16 protein-coding genes are annotated in these 23,889 nt (G+C 29.4%); all 16 read right to left on the reverse strand.

The features are described 5' to 3' along the window. Position 1: 1 nt before the first annotated feature. The 16 genes from ACO6OL_RS06290 to ACO6OL_RS06365 all read right to left on the reverse strand — a co-directional run bounded on the left by ACO6OL_RS06290 (position 2) and on the right by ACO6OL_RS06365 (position 23,526). On the reverse strand, positions 2 to 4,123 hold the full coding sequence (locus tag ACO6OL_RS06290) for a leucine-rich repeat protein (protein ID WP_485502519.1): 4,122 nt from the start codon (positions 4,121 to 4,123) through the stop codon (positions 2 to 4). Positions 4,124 to 4,344: 221 nt separating this feature from the next. Then, a complete protein-coding gene (locus tag ACO6OL_RS06295; RefSeq protein ID WP_485502520.1) occupies positions 4,345 to 4,971 on the reverse strand; it encodes a DsbA family protein in 627 nt (208 codons plus the stop codon). Between the two features lie 21 nt (positions 4,972 to 4,992). Beyond that, entirely contained in the window at positions 4,993 to 7,254 is a 2,262-nt protein-coding gene (recJ, locus tag ACO6OL_RS06300) for a single-stranded-DNA-specific exonuclease RecJ (protein WP_485502521.1), read from the reverse strand. 32 nt (positions 7,255 to 7,286) lie between these two features. Further along, entirely contained in the window at positions 7,287 to 7,562 is a 276-nt protein-coding gene (locus tag ACO6OL_RS06305; RefSeq protein ID WP_314160468.1) for a LapA family protein, read from the reverse strand. Continuing rightward, a complete protein-coding gene (gene ligA / locus ACO6OL_RS06310) occupies positions 7,562 to 9,553 on the reverse strand; it encodes an NAD-dependent DNA ligase LigA (RefSeq protein ID WP_485502522.1) in 1,992 nt (663 codons plus the stop codon). The genes ACO6OL_RS06305 and ligA overlap by 1 nt, the downstream gene beginning before the upstream one ends. Before the next feature lie 6 nt (positions 9,554 to 9,559). Further along, positions 9,560 to 11,743 carry an ATP-dependent helicase gene (locus tag ACO6OL_RS06315; protein ID WP_485502523.1) on the reverse strand — a complete coding sequence of 728 codons (2,184 nt, stop codon included), beginning with the start codon at positions 11,741 to 11,743 and terminating at the stop codon, positions 9,560 to 9,562. 351 nt (positions 11,744 to 12,094) lie between these two features. After that, positions 12,095 to 13,234: a recombinase RecA gene (recA, locus tag ACO6OL_RS06320; protein WP_314160464.1), complete on the reverse strand. Its 1,140-nt coding sequence runs from the start codon at positions 13,232 to 13,234 to the stop codon at positions 12,095 to 12,097. A 16-nt stretch (positions 13,235 to 13,250) separates the two neighbouring features. Continuing rightward, a complete protein-coding gene (locus tag ACO6OL_RS06325) occupies positions 13,251 to 14,165 on the reverse strand; it encodes a fumarylacetoacetate hydrolase family protein (protein WP_485502524.1) in 915 nt (304 codons plus the stop codon). A 131-nt stretch (positions 14,166 to 14,296) separates the two neighbouring features. After that, positions 14,297 to 16,045, reverse strand: a complete 1,749-nt coding sequence (gene uvrC, locus ACO6OL_RS06330; protein WP_485502525.1) for an excinuclease ABC subunit UvrC — start codon at positions 16,043 to 16,045, stop codon at positions 14,297 to 14,299. Between the two features lie 144 nt (positions 16,046 to 16,189). After that, a complete protein-coding gene (pknB, locus tag ACO6OL_RS06335; protein WP_485502526.1) occupies positions 16,190 to 18,076 on the reverse strand; it encodes a Stk1 family PASTA domain-containing Ser/Thr kinase in 1,887 nt (628 codons plus the stop codon). Further along, complete coding sequence (locus ACO6OL_RS06340; protein ID WP_485502527.1) at positions 18,066 to 18,812, reverse strand: protein phosphatase 2C domain-containing protein; 747 nt, start codon at positions 18,810 to 18,812, stop codon at positions 18,066 to 18,068. The genes pknB and ACO6OL_RS06340 overlap by 11 nt, the downstream gene beginning before the upstream one ends. Further along, positions 18,790 to 19,923, reverse strand: coding sequence for a dual-specificity RNA methyltransferase RlmN (rlmN, locus tag ACO6OL_RS06345; RefSeq protein WP_485502528.1), 1,134 nt, complete (start codon positions 19,921 to 19,923; stop codon positions 18,790 to 18,792). The genes ACO6OL_RS06340 and rlmN overlap by 23 nt, the downstream gene beginning before the upstream one ends. Then, positions 19,917 to 21,242: a 16S rRNA (cytosine(967)-C(5))-methyltransferase RsmB gene (rsmB, locus tag ACO6OL_RS06350; RefSeq protein ID WP_485502529.1), complete on the reverse strand. Its 1,326-nt coding sequence runs from the start codon at positions 21,240 to 21,242 to the stop codon at positions 19,917 to 19,919. Before rsmB ends, rlmN begins: the two co-directional genes overlap by 7 nt. Then, the gene (gene fmt / locus ACO6OL_RS06355) at positions 21,229 to 22,197 is read right to left on the reverse strand and encodes a methionyl-tRNA formyltransferase (protein ID WP_485502530.1); all 969 of its coding nucleotides are present in this window, start codon (positions 22,195 to 22,197) and stop codon (positions 21,229 to 21,231) included. Before fmt ends, rsmB begins: the two co-directional genes overlap by 14 nt. 88 nt (positions 22,198 to 22,285) lie before the next feature. Beyond that, positions 22,286 to 22,789 carry a methylated-DNA--[protein]-cysteine S-methyltransferase gene (locus tag ACO6OL_RS06360; RefSeq protein WP_485502531.1) on the reverse strand — a complete coding sequence of 168 codons (504 nt, stop codon included), beginning with the start codon at positions 22,787 to 22,789 and terminating at the stop codon, positions 22,286 to 22,288. 203 nt (positions 22,790 to 22,992) lie between these two features. After that, positions 22,993 to 23,526 carry a hypothetical protein gene (locus tag ACO6OL_RS06365; protein ID WP_485502532.1) on the reverse strand — a complete coding sequence of 178 codons (534 nt, stop codon included), beginning with the start codon at positions 23,524 to 23,526 and terminating at the stop codon, positions 22,993 to 22,995. Positions 23,527 to 23,889 lie beyond the last annotated feature (363 nt).

Below are 23,889 nucleotides of genomic sequence, written 5' to 3' on the forward strand. Positions count from 1 at the left end.
ATTATCTTTTTCTTCTAAATCCTAATACAGATAAAATCACACCTAGTAAACCTAATAATGCAGCACCTGCACTATTTTCAGTTAAACCAGTTTTAGGAAGTATATTGTTGAATCTTTGTTCTACTTCACTTTGTGAAGGATTATTCTTAGCTTCTTTGGCTCTTGAAACAATAGTATATGTACTAAAGTGATCTGTATAGAATGTAAGTTTTCCATCACTGTAAGTACTTTTAACTTTTTGTAACTTATCACCATTTACATAGTATACTTCTAATGTTTCATTATCATTAGCTATTACTGCTACAGTAACTGTTCTAGCTTCTCCATTATTATTAATTACATTTCCTTTATCATCTGTAAAGAATAAATCAAGAGTTTTTACTACTTTTAGTTTTTCATCAAGATTTTTGACTAATTCTTTAACTTTTTCAACTTTTTGTTCATCAGAATTTTGAGCTACAAATTTCATACCAGTAACATCTTTTTCTTTAAATTGAACTTTAACTTCTTCATTACCAGGTAATTTAGCAATAAGAGTATCAGTTACATTCTTTTTATCATCCACTGAAGGTGTACTTGGTTGTTCAGAAGGAGATTCTTGAGGTTTTTCTACTTTAGGCTGTTCAGGCGTCACTTGAGGTTTCTCTTCAACCTTAGGTTGTTCAGAAGGCTTCTCATCTTTCTTATCTTCTACCTTAGGTTCTTCTTTTTTAACATCAGCATCAACTGTCGTTACAAGTTCAACTATTTTATCATCGATATTTGTAGCATTTTTCTCGAATAAAGTTTTAGTAATTCTATATTTATCTCCAGCTTTCATATCATTATCAGTAATTTCTAATTTTTTATCATCTTCATTAGAAACACTTGTTGAACTAAGTTCTTTAACTTCATTACCACGGATACGTTCTACCTTAGTAACAATATACCAGTTACGACCATAATCATCACTCTTAAGTAATTCTGCCATAGGTTTAGTTTGTTTACTTAGGAATTCTTTATATTTATCTAAACCTTGTAAGATACCTTCCCCACCATAAAACTCAGAACGACCTCTATACCAGTGTAAAAGATTTAGAATTGTTAATTTTTCATCTTTTGGTTGAATCGTAATCTTATTATCTTTTGCTACAACATTCAATTCGATAGCTTGTTTTTGTGGGTAATACCCTTGCGTAACTTCAGGAGAAATTCCTAATAGTTTTGTATCGGAATCATTATACGGTAATGTTGCTGGTAAATTGTTATTAGCAATATCAAGGATATGCAGACTACCATTTGCTTTAATTAATTCTAATGGTATATTACTAATTTGGTTATTTACTAGTCTTACAGTTGCTTTATTTTTAGCTAAAGTTTTCCATAATTCATCAGATAAGCTAGAGATATGGTTGTTATTTAATGATAAAGTATATAATTTCGTGAAATTAACTCCATTATCTGGTAGTGATGATAATTTGTTATTAGCTGCATATAACTGTGTTAAAGAAGTTAAATTAGCAACACTAGCAGGAAGTTTAGTTAGTTCATTATCTGTGAATGATAAGAATGTTAAAGCTGAATTATTTTTAAATAAATCATCAGGTAGAGAAACTATTTTATTATTAGACAAACTAACTGTTTTTAGCTTCTTATTGTTAGCAAATACATTAGATGGCAACGTAGATAGCCATGATTGACTGAATTCAACAGATTCTAATTCTGGGTTATTTGCAAACAAGTTTTCTGGGATATTACCTAAGTTGTTTGAAGATAAGTTCAGAGTTTTTAATTTTTTGTTATTAGCAAATAGATTTTCAGGTAGTTTAGTAACACCATTTCCTCCTAAGTTAATACTCTCAATATTAACTGCATTTTTAAATAAGTCTTCTGGCAATTCACCAAAGTTATTGCTATCTGAAGAGAATGATTTAACTCCAGGCCCCATATATTTTAATAAATCTAAATTATAAATTGCACCCTTATCAACTTTGCCATCAATTTCTAATGAACCAATATTGATATCACCTGTAAAGTTTTTTAATTCATCTTCTGTTACTTTACCGTCTTTGTTAGTATCTACCCCATTAGCAATTAATTTTTTCTGAAGTAGATCATCACTTTTTTTACGTTCTTCATTGTTTTTCTCAACTAACTCGAATCCATTCCATCCTTTTTTAATTTCAGGTTTGAATTTTAGTTTTACGGTTGTATATTTATCAAAGTTTCCTTTATCACTCTCAAGAGAGCCCATATAAGAAACAATAACACCACCTAAATGTATTTGGTCTAAATCTTCTACAGGAAGAGTAAATAACGCTTTATCATATTGACCTGCAGAGTTCTTCTCACCAAAGTTTTCTTTCACACCTGATGCCCATTTACCCTTGTTTTGAATTGCAAAATCATATAAACCATGAGCAAATAATGTATTTAACATTGTAATACTCATTTTTCCATCTTTAACTACTAATTTTACATTTTTATCAAAGAATCCTTCTAACATAGAAGTTCCTTGTCTTCCATCAGCATATAAAGCGTTAAAACCTAAAGTATATTCACCATCTTCTAACTTGTCAGTAAGTGAATAAGTTTTTTCTCCTTGTTTTTCTGTAGTTTTATTATCTGCTGGTTTTTCTTCGACTACTTTATTACCAGTAGTAAATGCTTTACTTTCACTATCATCGTTCGCTTTAAATATGATTGAATTTTCTCCATCAAAATTCCAAGCTTTAAATGCTTTAAGACTTTCACCGCCGTCATCGAAAGTAACGATTTGATCATTATAGTTTTTACTAAACAGTGATTTGTTGAAAGTTTTTCCATTGATAATAACTTCTTTAGTGTTTTTAAGAACATCTTCTGCTTTAAATCCATCAGCTAGAGTAATGTTTAATTCATCAGCATATTTATTCTTCTCTACTTTAGTAACTAAATCTTTTTGAGCATATGAAACACTAGTTGTAGGTGTTTCTTGCTTTGGTTCTGTAGGTTTTGTATCTTCTTTTTTATCAGTTGCTGTTGGATACGAGATTATAGTTCCATCAACAAGTTTAACTTCTAGTTTATTGTCTGAATCTTTTAATGCTTTTACTAAATCCTCGTTAAAGATTCTAATACCAAGATATTTAGATGTTTCTACTTTATCTTTAAATATATCTTTATTTACAGTTGTACCATTTAAAGTAACACTTGCTATTTCATCAACAAAATTATCATAAACAGATGTGTCAGATAACTCTAAAGTTAAGTGTTTTTCATCTTTCCAGTTTTTACCTTGATCTAATTTAGAAATAGTATATTTAGCATTTGAAGCTGGTTTGTTAGAATCAGTTGAAGCATCTTTTGTAGGTGTCGAAGCATCATTACTTGGTTCTACATAGCCAGTATCTTCATAAGTTGTTTTTGAACCATCTTCAAATGTAAATTCAATTTTGTGTTTATCTTGTTTTTTATAATGATCTGTTATAGCCTTATCTATTGCAGTTACTTGACCATCATATAGTTTATAAAATTTACTATTTGTGTTTTGTTTATCAAAACCAAAGTCTTTGCCATCTACTGTAAGTTTAGAAACTTTTGACCAATAATTTTTATAAATATCAGTTCCTTCTAAGAAGAATATTAGCGAATCATTATCTAATTGTGGTTCTGTTATTTTTAAACCTTCATTAATTAATTTTGGTTTAGTAGTTGGATCTACATACCCTTCATCTTCATATACAGCTTTTGAACCATCTTTAAATATAAATTCAATTTTGTGTTTCTTTTGCTTATTATAATGAGCTTCTATATCTTTATTATTAATATATACAGTAGTGCCATACAATGTATAATTTTTAGAAGCAGATGCTTGATTATTAAAACCGAAATCTTTTCCGTCTATTAATAGTTTATCAACATTTTTCCAATATTTATTAAATAAATCATTTGATGAATCTTTTCCTTCGACATAAAATTCTAATGAACCACTTGCTCCAATTTCAGGCTCATATACTTTAAATCCATTACTTTGTTCATCTTGAGCATAAGCGATATTTAACTTTGTATTTAATATAGGATTAGATATCCCTGTAGTAGTTATTGTTAAACAGATAGGAACTGCTAACCCAGCTATGAATTTGCTATTATATTTTTTTGTCATAGAATACCTCCGATAAATTTTATACTGATAATCAGTATCGTTTAATTATAAACATATTATACTATAACAGTAAATAAGATACAAGTGAAAATTTCAAAAATATAAAAAAAATAGAGGCAATTTCTATGAATTTGATTTAAAAATCATTGAATTCATAGGGATTACCTCTGGAAAATTTGTCCATAAAATTGACACAATGAAAAAATAATTAATATAACCGTTTAAAATCTTTTTGTTATTAAGTTAAAATGTATTTCTATATCCTCAGGTTCTGTTGCATAACCTCTTAAATCATAAAATTCGCCCTCTTTTTCTAATACTGCTGTTGGATAAGATTCAATCCCTAAGTTCAGTGTTTTTATAAAATCTGAGTGAATAGGATTGGCATTTTTAAAAGCAATAGTTAATTTTAAGGCAAAATCAGAACTATCAATTTCATATTTATCAGATAATTCTACATATGTTTTAACTTCACTAAGACTTTTTCCTTCAATAAAAAATTTGCATTGAATATCATAAGCAAAATTTAACAATTTTGAATTTGGTATAAATTCTTTTACAACGTCCATAGCTATTGCAGGATGAACAGAGTTTAATATCATTTCACCTTCTTCAAGTACTTTATTATATTCTTCTCCAAATTCTACATTATACATTTCAGATATCTTTTTATTTCCTTCTTGGAAATATCCATATTCTTTGATTTTTTTGCTATTATCTCCAAAGAATAATCCACCCGAAATTATTTCAATTTCTACATCTGAATGATTTTCATAAAACTTAGTGAATATTTTATCAAATCCATAGCACCAACCACAGTATGCATCCCAAAAGTATAAAATTTTCATTTTGTTCTCCTTTTTATATAGTTACTTCTTACTGAATAATTTATCGATATTTACTATACTCTCTTTTAAAAGCAAGTTTTCCATTTCAAATATACTTTCCATCTTTACAAAACTTGGAGATTTTTTCAAATCAACAGTTTTATAATTTGGATTTAGTATTATTGTATTATTTACAAAAGTTATTAACTCTAACTCTTTAAAAATTTGAATCATAATTTTTAAACTATCTACATTTGTTTTTAAGACTGATAATATTTTATCTAATTGTTGAGCTACGTTTATTTGCTTATTGTTTGTCGAAAGTATTAAATTAAATAACTTAATAAGTCTATCTTTGTCAATAAGATACAAGTCAGAAAGTATTTCTCTTTCTTCACATATTAAAAATACTTTTTTCGGATTTAAATTCGTAATTCTTTCTAAATAATCTTTAGAATTAGGTATATCAAGCAAATAAATATATTCAAACTCAGTATCTAGTTTATCTATATCTTTGTACAAATAAAAATTATTAGCTTTATCATCCTTATATTTTGACAATTTTAAACTAGTATTGTCAATTTTTGAAATATCATAGTTCATAAATCTCAAATCTTCAAATAAAAATTCCTTAATATTTATATCAATAATATGAGCCTGTAGTTTTGATCGTCCATTAAAGTTATTTTTATCCAAAGTACATAACAAATCAACAATGTCATTCTTTTCGACTTTATCAAACGCTGCTACATCTTTAAAGCTAATACATTCTAAATTTCCAACCTCATCTGCAATAGTAAGTCTTAAATATTGTTTTTCAGAACCAAAGTATGCTTTATTAAGAACCATTGCATTTTCTATTAATACATTAGGTTTTTCGAAATCCATACCATAAGGTTTTAATACGTCTAAGGAATTTAAAAACTGATAACTAATATCTTCAAGTGAAGTTACTATATCAATATTCTTACTTGATTTTAATTCGTTATGTTTTTTAAATTCTTCAAATTCATTATCTAAAAATCCTTCAATTTTATCAAAATTACTCACATCAAAAGAAAATCCAGCAGCTAGTGTATGACCTCCAAATGCAAGGAATAAATCAGAGATTTTATTCATAGCTACGTAAATATTAAAATCAAAAATACTTCGCGCTGATCCTTTAAGGACACCATCCTTCTCATTCATAATAAATACAGGTTTTTGATATCTTTCGACAATATTAGATGCCACTATACCTAGAACTCCTTCATGATATTTACCTGATACCATAATTACATTCTTTTCTTTTTTATCAGAAGTTTCAATTTTATTTATAACATCTTTTACAATATCTTCGGTAACTTTTTTTCGTTCAATATTGTATTGTTCAATTTGCTCAGCTAATGATTTTGCTGTTACAGGATCTTCTGCCATTAGAAAAGTTAATCCTAATTTTGCACTATCCATTCTACCTATAGAATTCAACTTAGGAGCTATATAAAAACCAACTGTTTGTTCATCAATTTTTGTATCAATACTAGATAATTCAAGTAGCATCTTAAGACCTATTCGTGGATCTTCATTTAACAACTCTAAACCTTGTTTTACAAAGATTCTATTTTCATCCGTAATAGATACCATATCTGCAATTGTACCAATTGCAACTAGATCTAATAAGAAATCTGGAAATATTTCCAATAATGCGTGGGCTAGTTTAAATGCAACTCCTACTCCAGCTAATTTCTTGAAAGGATAATCACCATCTGGATGCTCAGGATGAATTATAGCATAAGCATTAGGCATAGTATCTTGAATTTTATGGTGATCAGTAACAATCACATCACAGCCCAATTCATTTGCTAAATCAACCTCTTCTACTCCTGCAATTCCATTGTCAACCGTAATAATTAAAGAAATTCCTGAATTAATTATTTTAGTAAAAGCTTCTTTATTTGGTCCATATCCCTCTTCAAAACGATTTGGAATGTATGACGATACATTTGCTCCCATCGATATTAATGTTTCGACTAATAGGACTGTTGATGTAATTCCATCTGCGTCATAATCGCCATAAACAAGTATTTTCTCCTCATTTTCAATCGCCTCATTAATCCTATCTACAGCTTTTTGCATGTCATGCATTAAAAATGGATCATAACCTTCTTCATATTCATCAGAAAAGTATTTTTTGACAACGGTCATGTCTGTAATACTACGAGCATTTAATATTTTAGCTATATTTTTAGAAATACTATATGACTCTAACTCTTTTATAAAATTTTCATCATAACTAGGATAAATCCAATTATATTTTATCCCCATTTTTTCACCCCTTTTCGTTCAGTGAGTTTACTTTATTCTTTGTTATCTTCTAATTTTTCTTTAGTAAATAATAATTTTTCTGTTCTTTCATATTTTTTAGCTAAACTTTTATATTTTTGATACCAATAAAAACTAGCTGCGATTATCCCCATAAAGAAACATACGAAGAATAGTATTGTTAAAGGTAATTTAACAGTAAAGAATATAAATGAAACTGGTACTGAATTATAGTTCATGATGAAAAATGTAATGATTGATACGAACACAATTACGATACCAAAAACTTTATACGGTAATTTATTATCCATTATTCCACCTCTCTTACCATGTTAGCAAATTGTTCTTCGTTAATTACTTCAATACCTAGTTGTTCAGCTTTTGCGAGTTTCGAACCTGCTTTCTCTCCAGCAATAACTAAATCAGTTTTTGAAGTGACACTTCCAGTAACCTTTGCTCCATTTTTTTCTAAAAATTCTTTCGCTTCATTTCTTGTTAATTCAACAAGCTTACCAGTTAACACGACTGTTTTTCCTGAAAAAATATTATCAGAGTTGACTGCAGTAACTTCATATTGAGGATTCATTCCAACGCTAATCAAATCATTTATAAATTGGATATTATTGTCATCTGATAAATAATCTAAAATAGATTCTGCTGTAATTTGTCCTACATCATCAAGATTAACAAGTTCTTCTAATGTTGCATTCATAAAATTAGAAAGGTTCAAATATTTTTCTGCAAGTATCTTTCCTGCTTTTTTCCCAACATTTAGTATTCCAAGTGCAAAGATTACTTTATCAAGTGAGCTTTCTTTTGATTTCTCAATGGCGTTTAATAAATTGTCTACAGACTTTTCTCCCATACGCTCCAATGAAATTAATCTAGCTCCATCCAAGGAGAATAAATCGATGGTATGCTCGATGATACCTTTATCATATAAAGTCGCTACCACTTTATCACCAAGTCCTTCGATATTTAACGCTTCTCTTGAGGCAAAATGGATTATCCTTCTAATATTTTGCTCAGGACAATCTGGATTTTTACATCTTGTAAAAGGATCATTTTCTTTCACATAAGTTTCCTGATAGCAAGATGGACAAGTAGATGGCATTTGATATTTTGTAGTTCCCTCAGCTCTTAACTCTTTAATAACACGAACTACCTTAGGAATAATCTCACCAGCTTTCTTAACTACTACCATATCCCCAATATGAATATCTAGTTCATCAATAATATCTTTATTATGTAAAGATGCTTTAGATACTGTCGAGCCTGAGATTAAAATTGGATCTAAAATAGCAACAGGTGTAATTATCCCTGTTCTACCTACACTAAGTTCTACATCTAATAATTTAGTAGCAAGCTCTTCTTCAGGAAACTTGTATGCCGTAGCCCATCTAGGACTTTTTTGGGTATAACCTATCTCTTCTTGCAGGTTATATGAATTCACTTTAATAACAATTCCATCAATATCATACGGTAAATCTTGTTTGTTTTCTGTCCAGTAATTAATATACTCAATTACTTCATCAATATTTTTACAAAGTTTGAAATTAGGATTTACAGGAAGATCATATTCCTTTGCTGTGTTTAATGCATTCTCTTGTGAAACAATGCTATCATCGCCTACTATTGAATAAATAAACGCTGATAATCTTCTTTTTGCTGTTATTTTTGAATCCAATTGTCTTAAAGATCCTGCTGCGGCATTACGAGGATTGGCAAATAATACTTCATTATTTGCTTCTCGCTCTTTGTTAAGAATATTAAAAGATTTCTTTGGAAGATAAACCTCCCCCCTAACCTCAAATGATCTATTATCTTTTAAAGCTTTTGGAATAGAAAAAATAGTTTTTATATTTTCAGTTACATCTTCACCAATAGTTCCATCCCCACGAGTAGCAGCACTAACTAATTTACCATTCTCATAGTTAATAGAAATTGCAAGACCATCTATTTTTAATTCACATATGTACTCAATATTTTCCCTAGGAACCAATTTTGACACTCTAGCATCAAATTCTTTTAAATCCTCTGTAGAAAATGTATTTGATAAACTTAACATTGGTACTTTATGGGTAATTTTTTCAAACTCATCAAGTACTCTGTCCCCTACTCTTTGTGTAGGAGAATTTTCTAAAATTAATTCAGGATATTTCTCTTCTAGTTTTTCTAATTGCTTATATAAAGTATCATATTCAGTATCAGAAACTTGCGGATTATCTTCAACATAATAGTCATATGAATATTTGTTTAATAAAGAAACTAGCTTGAAAATTTCTTCTTGAATTTGTTTCATAATTTATTAATCCTTTCTTGTCAGATTGGCATACTCAATTAATAAAGTTTTTACACCAACCTCACTAAATTCAACTTTTACACTATCAGCAGATATGTCTAAGACTTTCCCTTCTCCGAATTTTTTATGAAGTACAATGTCATCTACACCATAATTCGTACTAACTAAAGTCTTAGGTTTCTCTGAAATCTTAATTTTTGGACTAAGTCTGCTAATAAACTTATTAGCCTGATCCATATTTGAATCAGTGCTTTCAAAACTTCCTCCAAATGAAGATTCGAAATGCATCAGTTTGTTAGGGACTTCATCTAAGAACCTAGAACGTTTATTCATCTTGATAGAACCAAATTGCATTCGTCTGTTTGCGTACGACATGAATAATCTTTCTTTTGCTCGTGTAATAGCAACATATGCTAAGCGACGCTCTTCTTCCATCTTATTCTTCTCGTCAGCACTACTTTCAGCATCTCTGATAGATGGGAATAGATTCTCCTCTAATCCCATTATAAAGACTACTTTGTACTCTAATCCTTTAGAAGCATGGACTGTAGATAGAACTACTGCATCTTCTTGATTTTCATCATCTGCATCAGATGTCAGAGACATTTCCGAGATAAAATCAATAAGACTATCATTCATACTAGAGAATTGTTTAGCTGAAGAAACCAACTCAGAAATATTTTCAATTCTACTTTCTGCATAAGGATCATTAGATTCTTTTAACATGCTTTCATAACCTGAATCTTTATAAATTCCTATAATTAATTCATCTATTGAATATCTTTCTATTTCTGAATATCTCTCAATCAGATTTGTTAGTAATTGGATGTTGGTTACTATTTTTTTAGACACGCCTACTGCTTCAATATTTTTTAAAGCTTCAAATAAGGAAATACCGTATTGTTCAGCATATTTATCAATTTTATCCATTGAGCTAGCACCAATTCCTCTTTTAGGAACATTGATGATTCTTCTTAAGCTAAACTCATCAGCTCTATTTACAATTACATTTAAGTATGCAAGTAAATCACGTACTTCTTGACGTTGTAAGAACTTAAGAGAACCAATTAATTTATATGGAATACCGAAAGATAAACAAGAATTTTCCATTTGACGAGAAAGGTAGTTTGCTCGATATAAAATTGCGATATCTTTATAAGATATACCTTCCTTTTTCAATTCAACTATCTTTTTAGCTATATCATCAGTTTCGTCTTTGTCATTAGAGGCTGCGTAAACTGAGATTTTCCCTCCGCCTTTGTTTTCAGACCATAGAGCTTTTTCTTTCCTATCGGTATTATTTTTAATAACTGCATTTGCTGCATCAAGAATTGTAGAATTAGAACGGTAGTTCTGATCGAGGAACACTAATTCAACATTGTCAAAATCTTTTTCAAAGTTTATTATATTATCACTACACGCACCACGCCAGCTATAAATACTTTGATCATCATCACCAACAACACATACATTTTTATGTATTTCTGATAACATTTTAATTAATCTATATTGAATAACGTTTGTATCTTGGTACTCATCAACATGAATATATTGAAATTGATTTTGATAAATCGCTAAAACTTCAGGGAATTTTTTAAATAAAACAATTGTTTTAAGCATTAAGTCATCAAAGTCCAATACGCTATTTTTCTTTAAATAGCTTTGATAGTGTGCATATATTTCTGCTACATTTTTCATAAAACCAAAGCGAGATTGTTCTCTCATTTTTTTTACTGAAACTAAACTATTCTTAGCATTTGAAATTATTTTTAATACGTTAGCAGGTTGATATGCATCTTCTGATAAATCTAGAGATTTAATAATATTCTTTATAATACTTTTTTGTTCACTTGTATCAAGTATCGTGAAGTTTTTATTATAGCCTAATAGTTCAATGTGTTGACGTAATATTCTTACACACATAGAGTGGAATGTATTTATCCAAATATATTTTGAAGTTTCCCCAACAAGAGCGTATATTCTTTCTTTCATTTCTTTAGCTGCTTTATTCGTAAAAGTGATAGCCAAGATATTATTTTCTAAGATGTTTTTTTCAGAAATTAAATAAGCTATTCTATTTGTTAATACACGTGTCTTCCCACTACCAGCCCCGGCTATAACCATTACAGCTCCTTCTGTTTTTAGTATAGCCTTTAGCTGATTATCATTCATATTTTGTACTAAATTCACTATTATTTCTCCTATTTTTTTCTCAATTAATATTTTATCACATTTTCAAAATAAAAGGGAGTGACTCAAAAATCGTGATTTCGGAGAAATCGATTTTGTCGAGTCACCCCCGCAAAGTCTATTATATCTCTAAAAAGCTTTTATAAAGCGAATTTAGAGATCAATAAACCACTGCGCTCATGAGTTCTCATATAAACTTTTTTAAAATTTATGACTTTTGGGGCAACCCCTTTTATTTACTTTGTATATAGATTATAAGAATATTGCTATAGCAGAAATAAATCCACTTGCTAATATACAAAAAATCATTAACCATAATACAATTTTAAATAATTTTTTATTCATATATTACTATTCAACCTCACCTAAAGTTTCTATCCCTAAATCAAGTTCATCAATATTATCATTTGACTCTTCTTCTACAACTGAGTTAGTCTTTTTCCCAGTTTTATTCATCATCTCTTCCCTTACAAGAGCATATATTTCATTATATAGTTCTTCATTTTCTTCAAAGACTTTTTTAACATTTTCACGTCCTTGACCTAAACGTTCACCATTATACGAGAACCATGATCCAGATTTATTAATAATATCTAAGTCAACTGCAAAATCAAGAGTTTCTCCAATTTTTGAAATTCCTTCGCCAAACATAATATCTACTTCAGCAATCTTGAACGGTGGAGCTACTTTGTTTTTAACAATTTTAATTTTAGTTCTGTTACCTAAAATTTCACTATCAGCACCTTTAATAGCCTCTCCTTTTCGTACATCTATACGCACTGTAGAGTAGAATTTTAATGCACGTCCACCTGTTGTTACTTCAGGGCTTCCAAACATTACTCCTACTTTTTCACGAAGTTGGTTAATAAATAAAGCGATAGTATTAGCTTTATTTATTTGACCAGTTAATTTACGAAGTGCTTGCGACATAAGACGAGCTTGTAATCCAATATGATTAGCTCCCATTACCCCATCAATCTCTGCTTTTGGTACCAATGCAGCTACTGAGTCAATTACAATTATATCAATCGCACCAGATAAGATAAGTTTTTCAGCAATATCAAGTGCTTGTTCACCACTGTCAGGTTGCGATAAGAAGAATTTACCAGGAGTAAAATCAACACCCAATGCTTTTGCATATTCAATATCTAGGGCATTCTCAGCATCTATAAATGCAGCGATCCCACCAGTTTTTTGAACTTCTGCAATTGCGTGAAGTGCGATTGTAGTTTTCCCTGATGATTCAGGACCATAAACTTCAACAATACGTCCTTTAGGATATCCGCCTATACCTAAAGCCGAGTCAATTGCTAATGATCCAGACGATACTGCCTCCACTTTAATTGGATTTTCTGATGAAATATCCATAATTGCACCCTTACCGTATTCTTTTTCGATAACTTTTATAGCTTCATTAATTGCGGCTTGACGTGCCTTTAAATCATCTTTTTCAATATGTGTAACTTGTTTATCTTTTGCTTTCTTTGCCATTGTTTTTCCTTTCTGCTTAGTCTCCAATAACCGTAGTTAATGTACCAATTCCTTCAACAGTAATTTTAATTTCATCACCAGGTTGTAAGAATTTTGGTGGGTTTTGAGCAGAACCAACCCCTGCTGGTGTACCTGTAGCAACGATATCCCCAGCTTCTAAAGGAACGATTTTACTAACTTCTGCAAGGATATCATCGATTCTAAATAGCATTTCAGATGTCATTGCATTTTGTTTAATTTCACCATTAACTTTTGTTACAATATTCATAGACTCAGGAGAACCAACTTCATCTTTAGTTACAAGATACGGTCCAACTGGTGCTGATTTTTCTAGTGATTTTCCTAAGAAAAATTGTCCATGTTTATATTGTAAGTCAGTAGCAGTTATATCATTCATTATTGTATATCCAAAGATATAATCTAAGACTAGAGGTCTTAATATATTTTTACCTGGTTTTGCTATTACTACAGCTAGTTCTCCTCCGAAATCTAAGCTATCTGTAATATTTCTATGAGATGGCACTACTTCATTATTTCCAGCTAAAGCTGTTGTAGCTTTCGTAAAGATAAGAACATCTTTAGGAGTTTTTGCCAACTCATCACCAAGCTCATTAACATGCGCTTCATAGTTGTGCCCAACACAAAGAATATTTTTTGGTGTTCTTGTAATAGGTGAACGCCAAATTATTTTACTAAATGGTACTTTATAGCTGTCTGCATTACTACTTTCCTCAACTAATTTTAGTACTTTTCTAACTTTTTCTATAAAAGATACACCATATACTTCAATTGCTTCTCTTAAAGTTTGTGGTATAGTTTCACTATTATCGAAATCTTCTAGTACTTTAATTAAGTCCCATGCACTTTCTTCGCGTTTTACTTTTACTCCATATAATTCTTTATCGTTATAACTGAATGATAAAAATTTCATAGTTGCCTCCTCGACTTTTATAATTTCTTTAAGTTATTATATCATACTTTTAGCAATATTACTACATATTTATTCAAAAAAATTAAGTTATCCGTATATTTTATTTTTGAAAATATGGATAACTTAATAATTTATAATTTTTCTTTTAGGTTGTTTATAACGTCTTTCGGAATACCAAGTTTCAACAACTTATCTTCCGATGCAGTTTTTATCTCCTCAAGCGAAGAAAATGATTTTAGTAATAGATTTTTCCTTACCTTACCAATTCCTTTAATGTCATCAAGACTAGATTTATACATATTTTTATTTTTTGTTGCCCGATGGTATGTAATAGCGAATCTATGAACCTCATCTTGTATTTGTTTTAAGAATAAATATTCTGCCGAAGTTTTTGGAAATTCTATAATTTCATAATCATCAGTAATAATATATTCTGTAATGTGCTTTTCATTTTTTGCTAATCCTATGATTTTAATTTGAGATAAACCTAAAGTTTTATGAACTACATCAATAGCAACATTAAGATGATTCTTTCCACCATCAACTATTAATAATTCCGTATTTGTTTTCTTATCTTTATAATTTCTATAAAGAACTTCCTTCATAGTTTGCACATCATTAATTCCCATCGATTCATCAATTTTGAATTTTCTATAGTTGTAAGTATTCTTTTTACCATTAGTAAAATTTACTTTTACAGATACTGCATCGACACCCATTATATTAGAATTGTCAAAAGCATCTATACTGTTTATAGACTGCACACCTAATTTTTCAGCAATATTATTAAGTGTGACCTGTAGTTTTCGCTCTTTAAGTTCTTCGATGGCTAAATTATTGTTTAAGTAATACGTTGCATTTTCTTTTACAGTATCTAAAATTTTTCTATGATTTCCTCTTTTTGGAATTATAATCTTACAATCCACTACATCAGAAAGTAAATTCTCATCAACGTCGTCAATGTATATTTCTTTTGGAAGTTTATTTAATGCATAATATTGCAATAAATATGAATATAAAATTTCCTCCGGGCTATCATACAAATTAAAATATTCAACCTTACGCTCAATTATATTACCTAATCTTGATAAAAATATTTGGATACAAATATATTCGTCGTTAAATGAAAATCCTATATAATCTCTGTCTATATTAGTACTATCCGCTACAACTTGATTTTGGACAGAAACCTCTATTGACTTGATATAACTATGGATCTGACCTGCAGCTTCGAATTCCAAATTTTTAATATGTTCTTGCATCTTTGTTCTCAAATCTGATAATATCTCTTTAGTATTACCGGTTAAGAAAGATTTAATTTTAGAAATTTGCATCTTATAGTCATCCGTAGTAATTTTCTTAGCACACGGACCTATACACTCTCCAATTTGATAATACATACATGGTCTTTTTTCGACTGGATTACATTTCCTTAATGGATATATTTTATCTAATATCTTCTTAACCTCTGTAGCAGATTTTATATCTACATAAGGTCCAAAATAGATATTTTTATTATTTTTTTTATATTTTCTAGTCATTAATAATCTAGGATGTTCTTCTTTAGTTATCATTAAATACGGATAACTTTTATCATCTTTTAATCGAATATTAAAGTAAGGTCTATATTTTTTAATTAGGTTATTTTCTAATAATAACGCTTCTTTTTCAGAATTAACGATTATATATTCAAGATCTTCTATCTTAGATACTAACGTCTGAGTTTTTTTATTATGCGTCCCTGTAAAATAACTTTTAACTCTATTTTTTAAATTTTTAGCCTTACCTACGTAGATAATTTCTCCGATGTTATCTTTATATAGATAACATCCTGGATTATCCGGGAGTAATTCTAGCTTTTTTTGTAATGTTAAATTCATATTAATCACCATAAAATAAATTTATAATTTTGTAAAAAGCACAGTTGAAATAAATGGTTATTTACATATTCGAATAAACACTTTTATGTTTCAAATTTAGTGTAAAACCAATAAATATCTCTTCTGTGCTTTTATTGAAAATAATTAGTTATTATTAGTTCTATTATTACTAGAACTATTTCTTGTTGAGTTATTTCTTGAACTTCTATTATCGTTTGATCTCGAATCAGTACTTGAATCATCACGAGATGAAGTACGTTCTTTTCCTTTAGAAATAATTATTTCTAAAGTTTCATCGCTCGGTACTATATTAGAACCGGTTCTAATACTTTGCGAAATAACAGTTCCAGCATCTTTATCTGAGTACTCCTCTTTATAAGTAACATGCTTAAATCCGTAAGATTCTACAGTACTTTCTACAGTTGCACTATCTTCGCCTACTAAATTAGGCATAGTCACTTTCTTTTTACCAGTAGAAACTTGAATAATTAACTCTTTATCTTTCGGAACTATTTCTGAACCCGCTCTTATATTTTGAGAAACAACTTTTCCGGTATCATAATTATTACTTTCCACTTTTTCTACTGTAATATTTTTAAATCCTAATTTTGAAGCATTTTTCTTAACAGTTTCTTCATCCATACCTACAAAATTCGGCATATCTACTGTTTTCTTCCCTGAAGAAACACGTAAATCAACTTTTGAACCTTTTTTAACTTTTTTACCTGCTTTAGGATCACTATCAATAACAGTTTTTTCTTTTACATCATCACTTGCTACTTCAGTTATATCTCCAACTTCTAAACCAGCTTTAACAATTAGAACTTTAGCTTCTTCTACTGTTTTATTTCGGACATCTGGTGCAGATACACTATTAGAACCTACAACATAATTATAGACGAAAAATGTACCAACAACGATAGTAACCATAGCTAAAATTGCAAGGAAAATATGTTTAGCCTTAGATGTCTCTTCTTTTTCATCTCTATTTTTTACACTATTATAATTATTTTTTGGGAGTTTTTTAGATTGATAACGCTGATTATTATTTCTATTGTCTTCTTCATAGTAATAATCATCTTCATCATACGTATTTTCCTCAGGATAATCATATTGAGCATCATTATATTTTCTATCAATGTACTGAGTTTGATTATAATTTTGAACAGGTTGTGTAGGTATCTTAAATCCAGTATATTTATTTTCATACAAACGCTCTGGATTAAGAACTGTACTTAAATCATCAAATAATTCTTTAGAACTAATATATCTTTCATTAGGATTTTTCATCGTCGCCTGTAAAACGATATTTTTCACACTTTGAGGAACATTTTCTCTATACTTATCTATATCAGGCAGTTCCTCTTGCAGGTGTTTTAAAGCAATCGCTACAGCTGACTCTCCTTTAAAAGGAATTTGACCTGTAATCATTTCAAAAATCAAAATCCCTAATGAATAAATATCACTTTGAGCTGTTGCAACATTCCCACGCGCTTGCTCTGGTGATAAATAGTAAACAGTTCCCAACATCTGATTTGTTTGTGTAAGAGTAGTATCACCATAGGCTCTTGCTATACCAAAATCAGTTATCTTACATGTTAGATTTTCATTCATTAAAATATTTTGAGGTTTAATATCTCTATGAATTATCCCATTTTGATGTGCATGACTAAGACCTGCTGCAATTTGTTTAGCAATATGAACTATTGTTTCAATTGGAATACGAGGATTTTTAATCATATAATCCTTTAATGTCATACCTTCTACATATTCTAAGATAAGATAATAAAATTCACCTTCATTTTCTACATCATAAATAGAAACAATATTAGGGTGAGACAAGCTAGTTACCGCTTTGGCTTCCCTATTAAATCTTTTTACCGCATCTTCATCATTCGCATCAATTTTAAATGTTTTAATCGCTACCTGTCTATCTAAAATAGTATCATAACCTAGCCAAACTGTAGCCATACCTCCAGTTCCTAGATGATCCAAAATTTTATATCTATTACATATAATTTTATTTATCATGGTTGTCACCCCTTAGATTTTTAATTATTGCTACTGATATATTGTCTACTCCCCCACGTTTAACACACTTATCGATTAAATCATCAACAGCAAATGTCAATTCATTATTTCTAACGATATTTTGAATTTCTTCATTTTCTACCATATTCGTTAAACCATCAGAGCATAATAGTAAATAATCATAGTTATTCACATCATCTATAAATGTATGCAAATCAATATTTTCTTTAGTTGCTATTGCCTGTGTCAGTACATGACGCTCCGGATGATTTTTAGCTTCTTCTTCAGTTATAGCACCAGCACTAATTAAAGCACCAACAAAAGAATCTTCTACAGTTAATACATTCATCTCATTATCCCTAGTAAGACCATATGCGCTACTATCACCAATGTTATAAACTACAACTTGATTATCAAAAATTCCAACAGTAACAATCGTAGTTCCCATTTTCTTATTTTTTCTTTGTGATTTTTCGAACAATTCTTTATTCAACTGCTCAATTTTCTCATATAACCAATTTTTCATATTGTTAAAATTAGCAAATGTTAAATCATGCCATTCTTTTTCTAAAGTTGCCACAATATAGTTACTGGAATATGCTGCGTTACTATGGCTTCCTACTCCATCACAGACAATTGCAATTACTGCTCCTTGTTTGTTCTTTGATACACTAATTGCATCTTCATTTTTTTCTTTTCTACCTTTATTACTATTATACGAATATACTAGTGGCATCTGGAATTCCTCCTTTTACCTCATCCTTACGTTCTTTAGCACGAAGTTGTCCACAAGCAGCATCAATATCATCACCTTGTGTTCTTCTTATTGTTACATTAACCTTATTTTTCTTAAGAACTTTTTCAAAAGCGAAAATATCACTCTTACTAGTTCTAACATAGTTACGTTCAGGCACATAGTTAATCGGAATTAAGTTAACATGACAGTTTAGACCTTTAATAATTTCCGATAATTTTTCGGCATGTTCTCTTTGATCATTTACTTTACCCATTAAACCATATTCGAATGTAATACGACGATTTGTAGTTTCTTGGTAATATTTCAATGCTTCCATAAGTTTATCTATATTATATGCTCTGTTTACAGGCATTATTTTACTACGTAACTCATTTGTAGGTGCGTGTAATGATACCGCAAAGTTAATTTGAACTTTTTCATTCGCAAAATCATAAATTTTCGGTACAATACCAGAAGTTGAAACAGTAATGTGACGAGCACCTATATTAAAACTTTCATCACTATTTACGATTCTAATGAAATCCATCATTTCATCATAGTTTTCAAATGGTTCCCCGATACCCATAATTACAATACTTGAGATACGTTCACCTTTTTTATCTAATTCTTGTTGAACTTTTAATACTTGAGAAACGATTTCTCCCGCTTCTAAATTACGTTTTAAACCACCAAGTGTAGAAGCACAGAATGTACATCCAATTCGACAACCTACTTGTGTAGTTACACATAATGAGTTACCGTATTTATTTTTCATAAGTACACTCTCAATAGTATACTTATCTTGTAGCTCAAATAGGAATTTCATTGTTCCATCAGCCGATTCTTGCTTAATAATTGTTTTCAAAGTTGTAATCTCGAACTCTTCAGCAAGTTTTTCTTGTAGAGACTTAGGAACATTTTTCATTTCTGAAAAATCTGTAATTCTTTTTTTGTATAACCAATCAAAAATTTGTTTTGCTCTGAATTTTTTCTCACCGATACTTACAATATATTCTTCTAATTGATCAAGTCTTAAAGAATATATAGACATTTTATCAAAATCTTTTAACCATCTAGACTTTTTATAGCCTTTAAAATCTGAAATTAACATTTTACCTCCGTCTTTTTAAGTTTTGCGATAAAAAATCCATCGCAACTATACTCATCAGGTAGTATTTCTAATACACCATTTTCTCTCGTTTTTACAATACTATTATTTAGAGAAATACTCTCTAAACTAAAATCTTTGTTCTCATTTAAAAACTTCTCTATATTTTCTATATTTTCTCTCTTATCTATCGTACAAGTTGAATACATAAGAATCCCATCTTGTTTTACATAGTGTTTGCTATTGTTTAAAATATCATATTGAAGTTTAGCAATATCTTCAACATATGCATCTGTTATCTTATATTTAATTTCAGGTTTATTTTTTATAACCCCTATTCCTGAACATGGGACATCACAGATTACTATGTCAAACTTATTATTAAATGAAGTATTGTTTAGAGTAGCATCTTGTTCTTTAACCTCAATATTGGTAATTCCAAGCTTCTCTTTATTATCTTCAATTAATTTTAGCTTATGTATATATTTATCACATGAAATTAAACTAGAATTAAAATACTTACTAGCTATATGCAAACTTTTACCACCCGGAGCAGCACAAGTATCTAATATTTTATATTTTTTATCTAATGGCAAACCAATTGACGATGCAACTAGAGCACTAGCCTCATCTTGGATAATATAGTATCCTTTTGTAAATAAACTACTATCTAAGTTTAATTTATTTAAAACTAGGCTGTCTTCACAGATTTCACTCTCACTAACAGCATCCCCTAATTTTTCTATTAACTCTTTTTTAGTAATTTTTAATGGATTATATCTAATACTATTTTTGCTCTTTTCATTAAAAGATACAACTATTTTCTGAGCTTTTTCAACTCCGTATTGTTCTTTAAGTATATTATATAATTCACTAGGACAACTATTTTCTATACGGAACTGCTCCGTTTTATCTTTATACTTAAGTCCTAAGTCACTTGCATTTCGCTCAATATTTCTAAGAATACCATTAACAAATTTCCCTGTGATATTCCCTGCAATTTTCTTACTTAATTTAACAGCTTCATCGATAACAGCAAAATTTGGTGTCTTATCCATGTAAAGTAATTGATAAATACTCATTAATAAAATAACTTTAACCTTAGGTTTCACTCTACCTTTCGAATAAGATTTAAGAATGTGTTCAAGATACAGTTTATTTTTTATAGTTCCATATACTACCTCACTAATAAACCTCTTATCTTGTTCTTCTACCTTATATTGATTGAAGTATTTATTTAAAGTAATATTACTATAACCATCTTCTTGGATAATTGTATATAGAACCTCATAAGCAATATGTCTAGCATTAGTGCCACTCATTTTCTTCACCTAATACGGTACCTACATAGTCTTTTTTATTTGATAAGAAATTAACTACCGGCATACGTTTTTTACCAGAAACTTGAAGTTCATTGACTTTTAACACTGTTTTATTACCACATAGAATATAGATATTCTTCTTATCTTGTTTAATAATAGTTCCAACTTTGTCAAAATTAAATTCAAAGTCTTGCTTAACTTCTTCAGTTGACCAAATTTTTAGCACATTACCTTCTAAATAAGTAAATGCTCCAGGTGTTGGATCTAATGCACGAACTTTGTTAAATACATCTCTAGCTGATGTATTCCAGTCAATCTTCTCGTCTTCTCTTAAGATATTGCGAGCAAATGTTGCTTCTGCGTCATCTTGCTTTTCTGGTCTGATATCACCACTAAATATTTTTGGAAGAGTTTCATTTAATAAATTACGCCCTGCGATTGACAGTTTATCATGTAGAGTTTCGTAGTTATCACTATCTAGAATATCAACCTCTACTTTTGAAATCATATCTCCGGCATCCAGTTTTTTAACCATATACATAATTGTTATCCCAGTTTTCCCGTGATCTTCAAGTATTGAATACTGGATAGGTGCTCCACCACGTAATTTTGGTAGTAATGACCCATGAACATTAATACATTTATGTTTTGGAATTTCTAATATCTTTTCAGGTACAAGCTGACCATATGCTGCGGTAATAATAATATCCGGATTCAACTCTTTTAATGTATTATAAGTCTCTTCATCTGTTGATATTTTTTCGGGTTGTAATACTTTAATATTATTCTCTAAAGCTACAACTTTTACTGGAGGTGGTGTTAGTACTTTCTTTCTACCAACTTTTTTATCAGGCTGAGTAATAACTAAATCCACACCGTAATTTTCTATTAACATTTCTAAAACAGGAACAGCAAACTTTGGAGTTCCCATAAATACTATTTTTTTATCGTTCATTTATTTCTCCTAAAAAAGAATTTAATCTATTTAATTATACCATATTTTCGTATATTCTTCTATTGTTGGACGGTATTTCATCCTTTAATTAATAATGATTATTATCAGATTCTAGATTTAATAGAAATCTCTTATTTTCAAGACCAGCAGCATAACCTGTTAAACTTCCGTCTGCCCCTATTACTCTATGACATGGAATAAAAATTAGCAATGGATTATGCCCAACCGCTCCTCCGACTGCTTGAGCTGACATAGTTTTTATACCTCTATTCTTTGCAATTATTTCTGCAATATCCCTATATGTAATTACTTCACCGAAGGGAATTTCTTTGAGTACTTTCCATACTGTATTTCTAAATTCAGTTTCATTAAAATTCAAAGGAATTTCATCAATACTTGGATTTTCACCATTAAAATATTTTTCTAACCAGACTTTAGACTCTATAAATACATTTAATTCGTCATTCAATTGGTAGTCATCAATGTCATTGGGGAAATATTTTTGATTTTCTAAATAACATCCACAAAGACTTTCACCATCTGAAATTAAATATAAAAGTCCTATTTTACTTTCATATGTACAATAATACATTTAAAACTCCTTTGTATATATATTAATATACTTTTATTATAACAAAAAAAGAGGGAGTGACTCAAAAATCATGATTTCTTAAAAAACAAGATTTTGAGTTACCCCCGCACAGTTTATTAGATATCTAAAAAGCTTTTACAAAGCGAATTTAGATATCAATAAACCACTGTGTCTACGAGTTTTCATATACACTTTGTTAAATTTTAGGACTTTTGGTCATCCCCTAACCATTTAATATTATTTATCGTTGTTTGCCTACGACTTTTATATACTGCAGTTCCTCTACCTTCATATAAAGTAGTAGGAACAAATACATTATTATAGATTTTTCTCAATCCAAATACCACATATTTATCCTCATCTTCTTTATAAAATACAATAGATAAGTTCATGGTATTTTTATTCAAATCTTTATCTAATACGCAATAATTATACTTTTTTTCAATAAAAATTTCTGAAATAAAATTGTAATTATTAATTCTATCAACAACTTCATTAATTTTTTTATAATTTCTATATTTTATTAAATCTAACTCATTATTCTCTAAAAGTTTTATTGTTTTACTAGCACTGATTTTTTCAAGTTTATGTATACCAAATAAATGATGTAAATCTAAAATATTGAATTTGACTATAAATTCACTTAATTTTTTATAATTAATCTCTACTTTACAAGAATTATTATGAAAATTATTTTTATAGTCATCATACAATTTTTTCAAATCAACATTATCCATTTTCACTCCACGAAATAAAACTAAGCACGGGTTAGAAAAAGACTCTACCAGGTCTTACGATTAGTCAAAGTGGTGATCTACTAACTCCTCATTGTGCTTCTTAGGCTCGTCGCCGAGGAACAGTTCTTAAGCTCTGCCAAGCAGTGTAACGTGCTTCTATTACACCTCTATATCACTATAGATTATTTACGTTTAAACGAATCGAGACTGGAAAGGAGATTAAAAAGGCTTCTTTCTATCTCATAACCTATTCTAATATAAACTCTCTTTTTTGTCAACTTTTCCTGCTGTTTCATAGGATGTGACTCTCTAGAGTTGTCAAACATTTGTGACACGAACCTATAATAAATGACATTCTGATTA

This window comes from Gemella sp., from assembly GCF_057272915.1.

What these genes read in the sequence shown, in the direction of transcription:
- ACO6OL_RS06290 (WP_485502519.1), bottom strand. Translation starts at nt 4,123, where the DNA reads ATGACAAAAAAATATAATAGCAAATTCATAGCTGGGTTAGCAGTTCCT.
- ACO6OL_RS06295 (WP_485502520.1), bottom strand. Translation starts at nt 4,971, where the DNA reads ATGAAAATTTTATACTTTTGGGATGCATACTGTGGTTGGTGCTATGGA.
- recJ (WP_485502521.1), bottom strand. Translation starts at nt 7,254, where the DNA reads ATGGGGATAAAATATAATTGGATTTATCCTAGTTATGATGAAAATTTT.
- ACO6OL_RS06305 (WP_314160468.1), bottom strand. Translation starts at nt 7,562, where the DNA reads ATGGATAATAAATTACCGTATAAAGTTTTTGGTATCGTAATTGTGTTC.
- ligA (WP_485502522.1), bottom strand. Translation starts at nt 9,553, where the DNA reads ATGAAACAAATTCAAGAAGAAATTTTCAAGCTAGTTTCTTTATTAAAC.
- recA (WP_314160464.1), bottom strand. Translation starts at nt 13,234, where the DNA reads ATGGCAAAGAAAGCAAAAGATAAACAAGTTACACATATTGAAAAAGAT.
- ACO6OL_RS06325 (WP_485502524.1), bottom strand. Translation starts at nt 14,165, where the DNA reads ATGAAATTTTTATCATTCAGTTATAACGATAAAGAATTATATGGAGTA.
- uvrC (WP_485502525.1), bottom strand. Translation starts at nt 16,045, where the DNA reads ATGAATTTAACATTACAAAAAAAGCTAGAATTACTCCCGGATAATCCA.
- pknB (WP_485502526.1), bottom strand. Translation starts at nt 18,076, where the DNA reads ATGATAAATAAAATTATATGTAATAGATATAAAATTTTGGATCATCTA.
- ACO6OL_RS06340 (WP_485502527.1), bottom strand. Translation starts at nt 18,812, where the DNA reads ATGCCACTAGTATATTCGTATAATAGTAATAAAGGTAGAAAAGAAAAA.
- rlmN (WP_485502528.1), bottom strand. Translation starts at nt 19,923, where the DNA reads ATGTTAATTTCAGATTTTAAAGGCTATAAAAAGTCTAGATGGTTAAAA.
- rsmB (WP_485502529.1), bottom strand. Translation starts at nt 21,242, where the DNA reads ATGAGTGGCACTAATGCTAGACATATTGCTTATGAGGTTCTATATACA.
- fmt (WP_485502530.1), bottom strand. Translation starts at nt 22,197, where the DNA reads ATGAACGATAAAAAAATAGTATTTATGGGAACTCCAAAGTTTGCTGTT.
- ACO6OL_RS06360 (WP_485502531.1), bottom strand. Translation starts at nt 22,789, where the DNA reads ATGTATTATTGTACATATGAAAGTAAAATAGGACTTTTATATTTAATT.
- ACO6OL_RS06365 (WP_485502532.1), bottom strand. Translation starts at nt 23,526, where the DNA reads ATGGATAATGTTGATTTGAAAAAATTGTATGATGACTATAAAAATAAT.